This window comes from Streptomyces sp. NPDC104581, assembly GCF_055583685.1.
Genome location: NZ_JBVJNN010000028.1, coordinates 29030 through 43960 on the forward strand (window position 1 = coordinate 29030; position 14931 = coordinate 43960).

The 14931-nt window shown below is 72.0% G+C and carries 15 protein-coding genes; 14 read left to right on the forward strand and 1 reads right to left on the reverse strand.

What is annotated here, in order from left to right; all coding sequences use genetic code 11:
- Position 1: 1 nt before the first annotated feature.
- The 6 genes from ACZ61E_RS22190 to ACZ61E_RS22215 all read left to right on the forward strand — a co-directional run bounded on the left by ACZ61E_RS22190 (position 2) and on the right by ACZ61E_RS22215 (position 5628).
- On the forward strand, positions 2-895 hold the full coding sequence (locus ACZ61E_RS22190; RefSeq protein WP_469701565.1) for a beta-ketoacyl-[acyl-carrier-protein] synthase family protein: 894 nt from the start codon (positions 2-4) through the stop codon (positions 893-895).
- On the forward strand, positions 892-1602 hold the full coding sequence (locus ACZ61E_RS22195) for a hypothetical protein (RefSeq protein WP_469701566.1): 711 nt from the start codon (positions 892-894) through the stop codon (positions 1600-1602). Before ACZ61E_RS22190 ends, ACZ61E_RS22195 begins: the two co-directional genes overlap by 4 nt.
- The gene (locus ACZ61E_RS22200; RefSeq protein WP_469701567.1) at positions 1599-2771 is read left to right on the forward strand and encodes an acyl-CoA dehydrogenase family protein; all 1173 of its coding nucleotides are present in this window, start codon (positions 1599-1601) and stop codon (positions 2769-2771) included. The genes ACZ61E_RS22195 and ACZ61E_RS22200 overlap by 4 nt, the downstream gene beginning before the upstream one ends.
- Positions 2752-3768 (forward strand): 4'-phosphopantetheinyl transferase family protein, encoded by a 1017-nt coding sequence (locus ACZ61E_RS22205; protein WP_469701568.1) that lies wholly within the window; start codon positions 2752-2754, stop codon positions 3766-3768. The genes ACZ61E_RS22200 and ACZ61E_RS22205 overlap by 20 nt, the downstream gene beginning before the upstream one ends.
- A complete protein-coding gene (locus tag ACZ61E_RS22210) occupies positions 3765-4226 on the forward strand; it encodes a hypothetical protein (protein WP_469701569.1) in 462 nt (153 codons plus the stop codon). The genes ACZ61E_RS22205 and ACZ61E_RS22210 overlap by 4 nt, the downstream gene beginning before the upstream one ends.
- A 70-nt stretch (positions 4227-4296) precedes the next feature.
- The gene (locus tag ACZ61E_RS22215) at positions 4297-5628 is read left to right on the forward strand and encodes an MFS transporter (protein ID WP_469701570.1); all 1332 of its coding nucleotides are present in this window, start codon (positions 4297-4299) and stop codon (positions 5626-5628) included.
- Between the two features lie 123 nt (positions 5629-5751).
- Here the strand turns inward: ACZ61E_RS22215 and ACZ61E_RS22220 are convergent, their stop codons facing one another.
- Positions 5752-6288, reverse strand: coding sequence for an ArsR/SmtB family transcription factor (locus tag ACZ61E_RS22220; RefSeq protein ID WP_469701571.1), 537 nt, complete (start codon positions 6286-6288; stop codon positions 5752-5754).
- 613 nt (positions 6289-6901) lie between these two features.
- Between ACZ61E_RS22220 and ACZ61E_RS22225 the strand changes: the two genes are divergently transcribed.
- From ACZ61E_RS22225 to ACZ61E_RS22260, 8 genes are all read left to right on the forward strand, one after another.
- Positions 6902-7093 carry a hypothetical protein gene (locus ACZ61E_RS22225; protein WP_242574632.1) on the forward strand — a complete coding sequence of 64 codons (192 nt, stop codon included), beginning with the start codon at positions 6902-6904 and terminating at the stop codon, positions 7091-7093.
- A 29-nt stretch (positions 7094-7122) separates the two neighbouring features.
- Complete coding sequence (locus tag ACZ61E_RS22230; protein WP_383835403.1) at positions 7123-7314, forward strand: hypothetical protein; 192 nt, start codon at positions 7123-7125, stop codon at positions 7312-7314.
- Positions 7315-7658: 344 nt separating this feature from the next.
- Positions 7659-9392: an alpha/beta fold hydrolase gene (locus tag ACZ61E_RS22235; protein ID WP_469701572.1), complete on the forward strand. Its 1734-nt coding sequence runs from the start codon at positions 7659-7661 to the stop codon at positions 9390-9392.
- Positions 9389-9964, forward strand: a complete 576-nt coding sequence (locus tag ACZ61E_RS22240; protein WP_469701573.1) for a hypothetical protein — start codon at positions 9389-9391, stop codon at positions 9962-9964. The genes ACZ61E_RS22235 and ACZ61E_RS22240 overlap by 4 nt, the downstream gene beginning before the upstream one ends.
- Before the next feature lie 49 nt (positions 9965-10013).
- The gene (locus ACZ61E_RS22245; RefSeq protein ID WP_469701574.1) at positions 10014-10772 is read left to right on the forward strand and encodes a class I SAM-dependent methyltransferase; all 759 of its coding nucleotides are present in this window, start codon (positions 10014-10016) and stop codon (positions 10770-10772) included.
- The gene (locus ACZ61E_RS22250) at positions 10769-12511 is read left to right on the forward strand and encodes an ABC transporter ATP-binding protein (RefSeq protein WP_469701575.1); all 1743 of its coding nucleotides are present in this window, start codon (positions 10769-10771) and stop codon (positions 12509-12511) included. Before ACZ61E_RS22245 ends, ACZ61E_RS22250 begins: the two co-directional genes overlap by 4 nt.
- Positions 12508-13992: a phytoene desaturase family protein gene (locus tag ACZ61E_RS22255; protein ID WP_469701576.1), complete on the forward strand. Its 1485-nt coding sequence runs from the start codon at positions 12508-12510 to the stop codon at positions 13990-13992. The genes ACZ61E_RS22250 and ACZ61E_RS22255 overlap by 4 nt, the downstream gene beginning before the upstream one ends.
- The gene (locus ACZ61E_RS22260) at positions 13989-14840 is read left to right on the forward strand and encodes a nuclear transport factor 2 family protein (RefSeq protein WP_469701577.1); all 852 of its coding nucleotides are present in this window, start codon (positions 13989-13991) and stop codon (positions 14838-14840) included. Before ACZ61E_RS22255 ends, ACZ61E_RS22260 begins: the two co-directional genes overlap by 4 nt.
- Positions 14841-14931: the final 91 nt, after the last annotated feature.

Genomic DNA, 14931 nt, shown 5'->3' on the forward strand with positions numbered 1-14931 from the left:
CGTGCCGCTCACCCCGCCCCCGGGGACGCGGAGGAGTCCGGCCGCGCGCGACCGCGCGGCCGGACCGTCCATCGAACGCGTCGTCCCCTTCGCTTTCACCGCCGCCGACTCCGGCGGCAATGACACCCGGGCCTACCGGGACCATGTGGAGTCGGTGTACGGCGCGCTGCCGGACTACTCCTGGCTGGAGGACGGCACCGCCGTCAGCTACCACGACATGGCACGGGTGGTCGCCCGGGAGCTGGCCGCCGACCTCGCGGACGTCGACCTCGTCATCACCGTCGACGGAAGCCCCGACTGCCGGCACCAGAGCTTCCCCAGCTGTCTGCTGTCCGATCTGATGCCCGGTGACCCGATGCTGCTCGGCATCTCCGAGCAGGGGGTCGCCGGCCCGTTCACCGCGCTGCGCGTCGCCTACGACCGGCTGGCCGACGGGAGTTCGCGCCGGGCGCTCGTCCTGGTGATGGAGCAGAGCACGCTGCCGCCGGACGACCGGGCGGTGCGGCCCGCGCGCGATGTGGCGGTGGCCCTGCTGCTGGGGCCGGACGGTGCGATACCGCTGGAGCGTCCGGTCGTCACGGTCGACCGCGGGAGGGCCGCGGACGGCCCCGGCGCACCGTACGCCCCGGCCGCCGACGGCGTCGTCGCCGGCGCCGGCCTGACCGGCCCGCTCCGGGACACGGTCCTGGCGCGGGCGGAGCCCGGCCATCCGTGCGCCGGTGTCTGGCTGGCGCTGGCCGGACTCCTGGCACGGGCGGACGGCCGTCCCGGCGGGCGGGTCCTGCTCGCCGACCGCGACCCCGTACTCCCCTACCACTGCGGTCTGTTGCTCACGCTGCCCGCCGGACGCGCCCCGGCGCGGGTGGCACCGAGACGGAAGGAACTGGTGCCATGACCGTCACCACGACACGTCCACCCGCGGGCGGCCCGGTCACCGCCGCGCCGCCGGGCGGGCCGGAGCGCCACCGTGCGGCGGCGTACCGCGAAGGACCGGTGGCCGCGCTGGTCCTGCTGCACGACGCGACCAGTCCCGGCGTCCTGCCGGCGGGTCCCGGCGGCCATGTGTTCGTGCCCCGTGAGACAGAGGCGGCGTGCGACCGGTACCAGACGCTCCGCGGGCCGAGCCCGCGCGGTGCCGGGACCGGCGAGCGCGTACTGGGCCGGACCGCCGTGGACGGGCGGGAGCTGACCGCCCTGCGGATCGACGGCTCGGGCCCGCCCGCCGGTGCCCCGGACGGCTGGGCGACCGGCCTCGCCTGGCTCCGGCTGGGGCTGGCCGAGCGCCTGGTGGACCGGGTCACCGCGCATCTGGGCGGCCGTACGGTCCAGCGGACCGTCACCCTCAACCTGCCGCTGGTACGGGCGATGCTGGCCGACGCCGTCGCCGGGACCGCCGAGTGCCGCGCGCTGCTCGGGACCGCCCCCGGGCCGCACACCCTGCGCAGGGTGCACCGGAGCCTGGACGAGACGGGCCGGACATGTCTGCACCTGTTCGGCGCGGCGGGCTTCCTGGCCGACGGACCGGGCAGCGAGGTACGGGCCTCCGAACTCCTCGCCGACACCTACGCGCCGGCGGCACCGACCGACCTGGAGCTGCCATGACCACCGACCCCGGATTCCTCACCGGCCTGCGCGGGCTCGCCCGCGAACACGCCGCGCTGCTGCGGCCCACCGCGCTCGGACTCGACGCGGACCCGTCGCTCGGCCCCGCCCTCCTCGGCACCGACCCGCGCTGGCTGCGGCTGACCGGGATGCCCGCCGCCTACAACCCGGATCCACTGCGGGTCGGCGGTCGCCCGGCCTATGTGGACCGCTGCGTGGAGCAGGTGGTCGTCATGGAGGAGCTGGCACGTGTGGACGCGGCGGCGGTGCTGGCCCTGCCCGGTCCGTCGATGTCCGGCTTCGTCGTGAACGACATCGCCGACGAGGAGCAGCGGGACCGCTACTACCGGCGGCTGGCCGACAGCCCGACGTGGACGTTCTTCGGTATGACGGAGCCGGCGCACGGCTCGGACCCGGCCAGTATGGGCACGGCGCTGCGGCCGGCCGGCGACGGGCGGGAGGGGCTGCTGCTGAACGGCACCAAACGGTTCGTCGGCAACGGCGCGCGCGCCGGTGTCGGTGTGGTGTTCGCCCGCCGCCACCCCGGTCCGCTGGGTGTGGTCGCCGTCCTGCTGGACACGGACCGGCCGGGCTTCACCGGGATTCCCCTGGAGACGCTCGGGCTGCGCGGTCTCCAGCTCAGCGAGCTGTGGATGCGCGACGTGCCGGTGGCGGACGCGGACGTGCTGGGACGCCACCGCCCGGCGACACGGGGCGGCATGTGGGCGGCCGTCCGTACGTTCAACCGCTACCGCCCGGTCGTGGCGTCCTTCGCCCTCGGTGTCGCGCAGGGCGCCCACGACTACGTCGTCGCCGGCCGCCGCCGACTCGGCGGCGGGGACCGGGATCTGCTGGCCGATCTGGCGGGCAGGCTGGCCGGCACCCGGGCCATGGTGATGGCGGCGGCCGAGTCCGCCGACCACGATCCGAGCGACGGGACGCTCGCGTCGGCGGCCAAGATCAGGGCCACCGCGCTGGCGGAGGAGTCCACCCTGCTTGCGCTGCGGATGTTCGGACCCGGTGCCCGCTGGGAGCATCCGCTGCTGGACAAGTGGGCGCGGGACGCGCGGGCCTTCGAGTTCATGGAGGGCACCGGCAACGTCCAGCGGCTGACCCTCGCCCAGGGGCATCTGAACGGCAGGCTCGACGATGTCCGGCCGGCCGCCTGAGCCGGGGCGGCGCCGCGCCGCCACGGCCGGCAGCGCGGCGCCGGTCACCACCACGGCCGTGCGGGTGCCGGCCGGCGCCGGAACCACCCCCGTACGGACGGCGGACGGGGCGAAGGCGCGCGGCGCCCCGCCGGCCTGCCCCGCCTGCGGGTCCGTCCACCCGCCGCAGCCGGCCGTTCCGGGTCCGCCGCCGGGCGCCGATGTGTGGCGCATCGGGCTGGACGGCGCGCGGCACGCGCTCGGGCCGGTCGCCTCGCTGCTCGACGTCCGGGAACGGGACCGGGCGGCGCGTATCCGGGACCGGCGGTCGGCCGAGCGGTACGTCCTGACGCACGGCGCCCTCAGGACGATCCTCGGCGGCTATCTGCGGATTGCGGGCTGCGAGGTCCACTGGTCGGCGGGCAGACACGGAAAGCCGGAGTTCGACGGCGCGCTGAGCCACTGGCAGTGGAGTCTGAGCCGCTCGGCGGAGCACGCGCTGCTGGCGGTCTGTCTGTCGGCGCCGGTCGGTGTGGACATCGAACGCGTCGACGAACAGACCCCGGCCGTCGCGCTGGCGGCCCGCTTCCTGCCGCTGGACGAGGCCGCGAGCGTCGCCGCGCAGAAGACCCCGCACGCGGCGCGCGTCGCCTACCACCGGCTGCTGTCGCGCAAGGAGGCGTGTGTGAAGGCGAGCGGCGGGCGGCTGCTCGACGGGCTGCGGCTGAACGTGCTCACGCCCGGCACGGTGCACGGCACCGGCGCCATGGCCGGCCACCGGTGGCAGCTGCGCGACCTGTCCGCGCCCCCGGGGTTCGTCGCGACACTGGCCGTTCTCGACGACGAGGTGCGCGGGGTGCGGCTGTTCGACTGGGGCGGGCGCGCGCCCGGTCCCGAACCGGGAAACTTCCGCCCGCCTGCCCCGTCAAGCGCCGCCGGCCAGGAGTCCCGTTCCCTACCGTTCGAATTCCAGCGGTCGCTCGCAGAGCCGTGGCCGCGAGGGGAGTGCTCACGATGAACGCCCACCGGTCCGTACGCCCGCCGTCCCGTACGGCGCGTGGCACCGCCGCACGCGCGGTCGCCGCCCGCCGGCCGGCCGCCGAGACACGGCGGGGCGCGGTCTGCCCGCTCGAACCGGCGCGGGAGCCCGCCGCGTACTCGGTGCGGGTCTCCTTCACCCCCTCCGACGTCCCGGGGCTGACCGCCGGGCCCGGACACCGGGCCACGGCGATCCGCGCCGCGGGCCTGGTGCTCGCGGCCCACGGCCGCGGCTATCTCGGCGGTCATCTGGAGATCACCTCGGACGCGCCCGCGCGGCTGGGGCGGATCCCCGCCGCGAGTGAGCGGCTGGCGACGGTCCGGGCGGTGGAGGACGCGCTGCGCGGGGGCTCGGGCACCGTACGGCTGCCGCTGCCCGGCCCCTGGCCGGGCGTCAGCGGCGGCCGGGCGACGGCCGGTGCGCCACATGCCGACTGATCGTCGTCCGGACTCCCCGGCCCCCGCTGGATCCCGCTGATCCCCATCCGATCTCCCGAAGGACAGACCCATGGCTACGACGGACGTATCAGAGGCATCCGGCACCGGTGGCGAGCCGCCGATCCAGTGGAAGAGGATCAACGCCCTGGTGGCCGGGCAGGGCGCCTCGATGGGCGGCGACTTCATCCTGCTGATCGCCATGGGCTGGACGGCGATCCAGCTGGGGGGCGCGGGAGCGGTCACCACGCTGATGCTCGCCGCGACGATCCCCCGGGCCCTGATGCTGATCTTCGGCGGGGCGGTCGCCGACCGGTTCGGCCCCCGGCACGTGCTGCTGCGGACGAACAGTGCCCGGCTGCTGCTTCTGGCGGTCGGGACCGTGGTCGTCGCCTCCTCCCAGACGCTCGCGCCGCTCGTCGTCATCAGCCTGCTGGACGGGCTGCTGTTCGGGCTGGCGAGTCCGTCGGCGGGCTCGGTGATCCCGCATCTGGCCACCCATGACCAGCTGCCGCGCGCCAACTCCCTGTACGCCATGGTCACCCGGATCGCCCCGATCATCGGTTCACCGCTCGGCGCCTGGATGATCGCGTCGGGTGAGTTGTGGCGGGCGCTGCTGGTGGCGACCGTCACCTGCGCGATCTCGCTGGGCACCCTCTTCGTCGTCACGAAGGGCATGGAGCCGCCGGAGCGCACGCCCGGCGGCCGGAGTCTGGTGAAGTCGTCGGGCGACGGGCTGCGGCTGCTGGTGTCGCACCCCAGGCTGCGCTGGACCTTTGTCGTCGCGCTCTGCCTGGACATGGCGTTCGGCTGGCCGATCGACGTGGCCCTGCCGCTGCTCGTCGAGGAGAACGGCTGGGGCGTGCACGCCATCGGCGTGATCATCGCGGCCTTCAGTACGGGCGCCCTGGTCTCCAGTGCGCTGGGCGCTTTCCTCGCGCACCGCATCCCGCTGGTGGTGCGCTTCGTGGTGAGCGGCGCCGGGATCGCCGTGGGCATCCTGCTGATGGCTCTCATGCCGTCGGTGCTGACGCTCGCCGTGACGGGTGCGGCGGTGGGGCTGATGACGGGTCTGAACGGGCCGGCGATTGTGACGGTCTATCAGCAGTCGGCTCCCAAGGGCCGGATGGGGTCGGCGCTGGCCACCCTGACGCTGGCCAGTATCGGGGTGGGCCCGATCTCCATCGCGCTGTTCGGCGGTCTGTCGCTGGTGATCGGCCTCAAGCTGACCTGGCTGGTGTGCGGCACGGTGGCCCTGGTCGCCCCGGTGGCGGCGGTGCTGGCGCTGCGTCACCCGGTCCAGGAGCCGGAGCCGGAGCCGGTGGCCGACGCGGACTCGGAGCGGGAGCCGGTGGCGGCCGAACCTGCCCAGCCGCGCGAGAAGGTGGCGTCGCCGGCCGGCTGAGTGCGGGTCGGGGTTGTTCCTTCGTACGCCGGACGCGTCCCGCTCATGGGAGGCGTCCGGCGTCGTGGTGTCTCCGGAGCCGTTCGGGACGGGCCGCGCGCGGCTTTCCGCAGGGGCCCTCCGTCAGCGGCGCGCGCCGGTGACCACGACCAGCAGGGGGACGAGCCGGGTCGGTGGGATCTGATAGCGCCCGCGCCCTGTCGTCTCCAGCCAGCCGGCGGAGACGAGTTGACGCAGATGGTGGTAGATCTGGCCGGTCGTGCCGAGTCCCTCCAGCTCCATCAGCTCGGTGACCGCGGTCCGCCCCTCGGCGAGCGCCTGGATCAGCCGCAGCCGCACGGGATGTCCGAGGGCGCCCAGCGCCTCGGCCGCCTCGGACCAGTCGGAGTTCAGCACCGACTCCGTGGCCTCGGACCGCTCCCACTCGACGAGTTCGCCGTCCAGTCCGACCACGGACCCGGTGAAGAGCACTCCCCCGCGGGCCACGGCCTGCAACCGCTCCCGGAGTTTCGGCAGCGCCCAGTAGGTGTCGGTCGTCGCGTCATCGGCCAGTGGCTCGCGCGTGCCGCCCTGTACTCGCTCCTCAAGTTCGGTGAGGCGCCGAGAAAGCTCGGCTACCTGCCCGGCCAACGCTTCCCACGACGGCGCACCATCACTCATCCGGCCAGCCTATCCCCGGGCCCGCGCACGCCACCCGGCGGCCGCTGCCGACGGCCGGTCCGGCGGCGGGGCGCGGCGCGGGCGGCGGGGGCCGGGCCGGTGGTCCCGTCATCGCCCTCGTTCCGAAATAACTGATCTCCGGGGCGATGACCGATTACGGCCAGCACGCAGTATCCCGATCCTGGATTTTCATGGAAAACATCCCGGGGTTCCGGCCACCAACCTTCCGGAATTGATAGTTCCAGATCGCTCATTACCACCGCGCCACCAGCGGTTTAGCAGTTTTGAGTGGCCTGCTCATCGATCTTTCATTCGCGCCACGGGGAAATGTCGGGGAGCGGAAGAATGAGGCCCCGGACACCCTCCGTTTACAGTGTGATGTGCACCACATCGGTTAAGCCTTGATCGGGCGAGGGCGACCGGTCCTACTATGGCTCCCGCAAAGTCCGGCATTTAACCAGTGCTGATTAGCGGGGGCGATATGCCGCAGCGTGCACAGCGGAAATGGAATTCCATGTCCGAGCTCCGTGCGAATCTGCGGCTTTTCGTTGCGGATTAATTCAATTCCTCAGATCCCTGCCCTTCGGCACGAAACCGCAATGAGGAGCGAAGCGTGGCGACCATCGCCGAGTTCATGAACGACCAGAAGCTGGGTGTTCTGGAGCAGGGCTACAAGGAGGACACCCAGGAGCCCGTCCTGGCGACTCCCGCGGCCGCCGTGGCGACCTGCTGGTACGTCGGCGGCGCCGCCGCCGGCGTCACCGTCGTGGCCGGGGCGTACGTCGCCGGCCGCGTCTTCGGCTGAGCCGTCCGATCACAACGAGAGGGAATCCAATGAGCAGAATCATTGAGAGCGTTGCCGCCATCACGCCGGAGCACCTGACCGACGGGTCCCACGGCGAGGTCGTCGCCATGGCCCCCGTCCAGGCCACCCCCGGTCTGGTCGCCTTCGGCGCCGGCTTCGTCGGCGGCGCCGGTGTCTCCTGGGTCGGCGTCCAGGCGTACGAGGCCGGAGCGAACGACTGATCCGCTGTCGGGCTGAGCTTCACGCTGTTCAGGGGCACTGCCGGCTCCTGAGAGCATCTTCCGGAAGCTGATTCCGGGAGCAGGCAGCACTGTCGGGCCGCGTCGGAACCGCGGCCCGACAGTGCGTCGATCGTACCTTCTGGCCATTCAGCACAAAGGAAGCCCCAGGTATGCAGCTGACAAAGAAACTCGCAGCTTCGTTGTTCTCCCCGATTCCCATCTCCAGGGATCGTGCGATAGGCATCTCCGAACGCCTTGCGGCCCTTTCCAGCCTGTCTTCCTCTCTGGAATATCTCAGTCAGCACCGGAATTTCGAGCCCGGTGGTCTCAACGACTGGGAGATCATGAAGAAGACGCCGGAGAGCAGGGTCCCGGCGATTCAGAAGATGACGAACGCCGTGAGTGGCAGGAAGACCACTCTGGCCATTCACGCCTCACGTGTCGCGTGCAGCCTCGGCATGCTGCTGCCCGGCAACGGCAAATGGCGAGCTGCGGGCAACCTCTACCTGGGCGTCACGACGACGGTGCTGCAGGCCCGGCACCGTTACGGCACGGACGGTGCGGATCAGGTCGCCACGCAGGTCCAGGCGGTCACCGGTCTGGCCAGGCTGCCGGTCAGTCCGCAGGTCAAGGACGCCCTGATGTGGTACCTGGCGATCCAGGCCAACATGTCCTACGCGGCGTCGGGCTGGGCCAAGATGGCCGGGACCATGTGGCGCGACGGCTCGGCCCTGCCCGGTGTGATGCGTACCCGCACCTACGGCTGGGAGCGCGCCTACCGTCTGACGAAGCGTTACCCCCGCGCCAGCAAGATCACGCAGCACAGCGTCCTGGCGATGGAATGCCTCTTCCCGGTGGTCTATCTGGCCGGCGGCCGGCTGACCCGGCCGATGATCGCCGCCGCGGGCAGCTTCCATGTCGCCAACGCGTTCGTCATGGGACTGGGCCGGTTCATGACCGCGTTCCCCGCGATGCACCCCATGGTGGCCTACACGACCGCGCCGAAGTCGCTGCCGGTGGTCGCCGACCGGGACGACCGGATGGTCAAGACCGCGCTGGTGCTGCTGGCCGGCGGGGTCACCGCCGCGGGCATCATGGCGACGCAGCGGCGCTCGCGCGCCGTGGCCGGCTGGCCGACCTCCCGTACCGTCACCACCCGGTACGGCAACGTCTTGACGTACGACGCCGGCGGCCAGGACGACCCCGACCGCCCCGTCCTCGTCTTCAACCACGGTCTGGCCTCGACCACCGAGCACTTCGCGTGGATGGTCGAGCGGCTGGCGTTCGACCTCGGCTACGCCTCGGTGACCTACTCCCGCGCGGGCTACGGCCCCAGCAAGCGGCTGCGGGAGACCCCCTACACCGTGCAGGAGTCGGTGAACGACCTGGAGGACCTGATCCGCGGGGCCCTGCCGGAGGACCGCAAGGTGGTACTCGTCGGGCACTCCCTGGGCGCGGAGCTGAACCGCCGGGCCGTGCGGCAGCTCGGTGACCGGGTGGCCGGGGTCGTCTACCTCGACCCCACGCACCCCGCGCAGCTCGTACGCTCGGACAAGCAGCGCAAGGGCAGCGAGATCTTCACCGAGTCCCTCATGCTGATGAGCCGCTGGACCAAGCTCGGGACCGGCGCCCTGCTCGGGCGGCCCGACTGGGTCAACGACCTGCCGGCCGCCTACCGCAAGAAGGTCTTCGCCCACTACGCCGACTCACGGCTCTGGTCCGCGGCGGCCCAGGAGTGGGAGGCCGTCCGCGAGGAGCTGGAGAACTACACCGGAACGCTCGAACCGCAGCCTGTTCCCGGCCTGGTCGTCGCCGCCCAGCTCACGGTGGACACCGACCCCGAGCAGCTGCTCATGTACCACGACATCGCCCGCTCCCACGAGGCGGCCGGCCGGCACGGCGAGGTCGTCGTGGTGGAGCGCGGCGGACACGACTCCATCCTCACCGACCCGCGCCACACCCGGACCTCGACGGAACTCGTCGCCGAGTTCGTGCGCACCCACTGCACTCCCGCCGCCCCGGCGGCCGTTCAGAAATCAGACGAGAACCCCTCCGGGAAGGTGGGCGAGACCAAATGAACGCGACCTCACTCCTCAAGGACGCGTTCACCGGACCGGGCTCCGTGACGCGTATCGCCGGCGCGACCCTGCTGGTGACGACCCTGGCCGCACAGCATCCGCACCCGGCATTCGAACTCGCGCGGGAAAAGGACGTGTTCTCGCTCGTACCGAACTGGAAGTTCTTCGCGCCCAACCCCGCGACACACGACTTCCACTACCTCTACCGCACCCTGGACGAGGACCGGCAGACATCCGCCTGGGTCGAGCTGGACCTCATCACGAACCGCAAGATGATCCAGGCTTTCTGGTTCTCGTCACGGCGCCGGGAGAAAGCGGTGTTCGACATCTGCACCGCCATCCTGAAAAGCATCCAGAAGGGGGACGACCCCACCAACTCGCCGCCCTTCCGCGTGCTGACCGAATTCATCAGGAAGCAGATCAGGGACGCCGACGCATCCGACGTCCGCGGATTCCAGTTCTCGGTCGTCCGGGCCCCGGGACACGACGACAGCGAGGACCCCGAAGTCCTGTACGTGTCGACCTATCTGCCGATGAAACCCGTCGGGCCGGCATTCACCGGTGCCGCCTGACACCGCACTCCCCCGCCAGAGGGTCCACCGCAACAGGATTGGAGCGCCCGTGACCATCGCGGACATAGGCTACGGCAAGCAGTTCGAGAACTGGTACGACCGCATTTTCCCGAACGACGCCGCGACGCTGACCACCGTCGAGGCCCTCGCGGGACACCACCCGGACCCGGCTCTGGGCACCCTGGAACTCGGCGTCGGCACCGGGCGGATCGCCCTCCCGCTGTCGCGCCGGGTCGGCCCGGTCACCGGCGTGGACTCCTCGCCCGAGATGCTCGCGGCACTGGGGAAGAAGGCCGAGGAGGGCGACGACGTCACCGCGGAACTCGGTGACATCCGGACCTACAGCGGGGGCCGTCAGTACGGTCTGGTCTACTGCGTCTGCTCCACACTGGCGCTGGTCCTGGACCCCGCGGAACAGCGGGAGGCCATCGCCCGCGCCGCGGAACACCTGCTGCCCGGGGGCAGGCTGCTGGTCGAGACGCACAACCGGCCGGGGATCGTCGCCCAGCACGAGGGCCGGACGCGCACCACGATCTTCGCGCCCTACCCCGAACCGAACACGGGCCTCCAGATGCACGGCACGCTGTTCATGGAGAACACGATCTGGCAGGTGTCCACCGTGTGGTTCGAGTCGGACGGCACCCACCGCATCGGCACCGAGGTCGCGCGTCTGCTCGTTCCCGAAGAGGTGGACGAGTACGCGCGGGCCGCCGGTCTGGTGCCCGAGGCCCACTACGGCGACTGGCAGGGCAGCGCGTACGCCCCCGAGGCGGGCCTGTTCGTGGCGTCGTACACCAAGCCGGCATGAACCTCCGGGAGATAGTCCGCCGCCACCGGGCCCTGCTGATCCTCGGCATCGGCATGGGCCTGGTCGGTGCGGCGGCCACGCTCGCCCAGCCCTGGATGCTGGGGCAGTTGATCGAAGCGGTCTCGCTGGACAAGTCCGTCGTCTGGCCCATCACCTTCATCGCCCTGTTCTTCATCACGGACGCGGCCATGAGCGCCGGCCACACCTATGTCATCGGCCGGGCCGGGGAGAGCATCGTCTTCGACGCGCGGCGGATTCTCGGCGGCCGGCTGCTGCGCAGCCAAATACCGCACTTCGCCCGCCTGGAACACGGCGACATCTTCTCGCGCACCGTCTCCGACACCTCCATCGCCTGCCTGGTCATCGCACAGGCCCTGGCGCAGATGGTCACGTCCGTCTTCATGCTGGTCGGCGGCATCGTCCTGATGGCCATGCTCGACTGGCTGCTGCTGCTCGCCACGGTCGGCTGCCTCGGCCTGGCCAGCGCCGTCGCCCTGCTGCTGGCCCGTCAGGTGCGCGTCGCCGCCCTGAAGAACCGGGAGAACGTCGGCGCGTTCGGCTCGGGCCTCCAGCGGGTCCTGGGGGCGCTCACCACGGTGAAGGCGTCCCGTGCCGAGGAGCGCGAGACGGAGGAACTGGCTCGTCTGGCGCAGAGGGCACGGCGCAGCGGCATCCGCGTCACCGGCTTCAGCGCGCTGCTCACCCCCACGATGAACGTCGGCACCCAGCTCTCGCTGGCCGTCGTCATCTCCTGGGGCATGGCCCGGGTGGCGACCGGGGACATGCCGCCGGCCGATCTCACCTCGTTCGTCATGTACTTGTTCTACCTGGTGTCGCCGCTGGTGATGCTCTTCATGTCGATCGGGCAGGCCCAGCAGGGGCGCGCGGCGGTCCAGCGCGTGCTGGAGCTGGGGGCCATCCCGCAGGAGGAAGAGGAGGACCGGCACGACGGGGTCCCCGCGAAGCGCGAGGCGCGGGAGCGGGCCGCTGCGGCACCGGCCGCGGTCCGTTTCGAGCAGGTCAGCTTCGGCTACCACGCCGATGTGCCCGTCCTCAAGGAGGTCTCGTTCTCCCTGCCGCGCAAGGGACTTACTGCTATCGTCGGTCCCTCCGGCGCCGGCAAGACGACGACGTTCCAACTGATCGAGAGGTTCCTTTCTCCTGACAGCGGAACGATCCGGATCGCGGGCCGTGACATCGCCGGTCTCCGTCTCGGGGAGCTGCGGTCCCAGGTCGGCTACGTCGAGCAGGACGCGCCGATGATGCGCGGCACGATCCGCGAGAACCTGACGTACGCGAATCCGTCGGCCGACACCGCCGAGGTCGCCCGCGCGCTGCGGCTCGCCAGCCTCGACGGCTTCGTCGGGGAACTCCCGCAGGGGCTCGACACGGATCTCGGCGAGCGCGGCGCCGGGTTGTCCGGCGGACAGCGGCAACGGCTGGCCATCGCCCGGACGTTGTTGCAGCGGCCCGACGTGATCCTGCTGGACGAGGTCACCGCCCATCTGGACAGCGACACCGAGGCCGCGCTGCGCGACGCGATGCTCGAGGCGGCCGGGGAGTGCGCCGTACTTGCCATCGCGCACCGGCTGTCCACCATCGTGCGGGCCGATCGCATCATCGTGATGGAGGAGGGACGCGTACGCGCGACCGGCACCCATCGGGAGCTGATCGAGTCGGACGAGGTGTACCGGCGGCTGGCCCACCAGCAGTTCGGTGCCGAGGACGCCCTGATATGACGGGCCCCGACGTGGCCGTCGTCGGCAGCGGCCCCAACGGACTGGCCGCCGCCGTCACCCTGGCGCGCGCCGGGCTGACCGTGCACGTCCACGAGCAGGCCGCCACCATCGGTGGCGGCCTGCGCGGTGAGGCGCTGTTCGACTCCGGCGTCTGGCACGACGTCTGCGCCGCGGTCCACCCGATGGCCGCCGCCTCGTCCTTCTTCCGGGAGTTCGACCTCGCGGCCCGGGGCGTCGCGCTGCTCCAGCCGCCCATCTCCTACGCTCATCCGCTGGACGGCGGCGACGCCGCCTTCGCCTACCGCGACCTCGACCGGACGGCCGAACGCCTCGGCCCGGACGGGGAGATCTGGCGCCGTGTGATGGCGCCGCTGGTGCGGCGCTCGGTCGCGGTCACCGATCTCCTGCTGTCCGGCCAGCGCTCCCTGCCGGGCGACCTGGCCGCCCCGCTCACGCTCGGCACCCGCGTACTCGGACACGCCCTGCGGACCAACGGACTGCGCACCGAGGCGGCCCGCGCCCTGATCACCGGCGTCGCGGCGCACGGCGTCGGCCGGCTGCCGAGCCTGCCCACCGCCGCCATCGCGATGCTGCTCGGGCATCTCGCGCACGCCAGTGGCTGGCCCCTGCCCCAGGGGGGAAGCCGCCGGATCGCGGACGTCATGGCCGACGACCTCCGGGCGCACGGAGGGGTGCTCCACACCGGTCACCGGGTCACCGCACTCGACGAACTCGACGCGCCGGTGATCATGCTGGACACCACGCCGCACGGACTGCTCCCGCTGGCCGGGGACCGGTTGCCGGCACGCTACCGCCGCGCCGTGAGCCGTTTCCGGTACGGTCCGGGCGCCGCGAAGGCCGATTTCCTGATCGAGGGACCCATCCCCTGGTCCAACCCAGAGATGGGGCTGGCCGGGACCGTGCATCTGGGCGGCAGGCGTGCGGAGACCGTCGCCGCGGAGAACGCGGCCGCCCGGGGCGTGGCGAGCGAGGAGCCGTTCGTGCTGCTGGTCGACCCGGCGGTGACCGATCCCGGCCGCGCCTCGGGAGAACGCCGCCCCGTGTGGGCGTACGCCCATGTGCCGAACGGCGACACCCGGGACCCGGTGCCGCTGATCACCCGTCGCGTCGAACGGTACGCGCCCGGTTTCGCCGACACCGTTCTCGCCTCGCGCGGGGTGCCGGCGGCCGACTACGAGACGTACAACCCGAACTATCCCGGTGGCGACATCGGCGCGGGGGCCCTCACTCTCCGGCAGTCCCTCCTGCGGCCGACGCCCGCGTGGAACCCCTACCGCACCCCGCTGCCAGGGGTGTATCTGTGCTCCGCCTCGACACCACCCGGACCCAGCGTGCACGGCATGTGCGGCCATCTCGCCGCGCTCTCCGCGCTCAGGCGGGAGTTCGGTATCACCGCGGTTCCTCATCTGGGGCCCCACGGCGGGGCAAGGACCGCCGAGAAGATCAGGAGAGAATCATGAGCACCGCCCATCCCCCCACCCCCGCCGAGGACTTCGCGGGATACCTCCGCGCCTACCACGCCGACGCCTTCGACGGCACCGACCCCGTCGACGAGGTCTGGTCGCGCTACCACCTGCCCGACGGTGATCACCACGTCAACGGCCGCCCGCTGGACCGGAAGAAGATCCTGGACGGCATCCGCTCCCGGCGTTCCCTCGGCGCGCCGTACGAGCTCTACATCCACGAGGTGATCGTGGAGGGACGCACCGCCGCCGCCCGGTACACGATCGGGACCACGATGCTGTGGAAGGTGCAGAGCGCCACGCATGTGACGCTCTTCGCCGAACTGGCGGACGACGGGCGGGTGGCGAGCACCACCGGGTTCTCCTCCAGCCGGCCCGGCTGGTCCGGTCCCGGCGGCGAGGACCCCTTCGACGCGGCGGCGCGCCCCGCGGCCGGTACCGCCCCCGCCCCGCCGCCCGCGGCCGGGGCCGAGCCCACGCCCGCCCAGGACCCCGCGCACTATCTGCGGGCGTACTACACCGCGGGCTACGACCCCGGGGTGTCCGTGGCCGAGGCCCACGACCACTTCCACACCCAGGACGCGCAGCACCACGTCGGAGGCAAGCTCATGCAGCGCTCCGCCGTGCTCAAGGCGCTTGAGGAAGGGCGCAAGCAGGGCCACAGCTACCCCGTGGAGGTGCACCGCTCGCTGCGCGAGGGCAACCGGTTCGCGGCCCGGTACAGCACCAGCCGCGACGGGAAGCCGTCACGGTCGCAGGAGATCCTGGCCTTCGGGGAGTTCGCCGACGACGGCCGCGTGAAACTGGTGCGTTTCGTGCTCGACCCGGGCTACGGCGCCGCGTAGCGGCCGGGACCGGCCCCGGCGAGACCCGGGCGAGACCCTGGAGGGACACCACGGCGGTGGTACACCGGCGCCGTGGTGTCCCTCCTGTCCG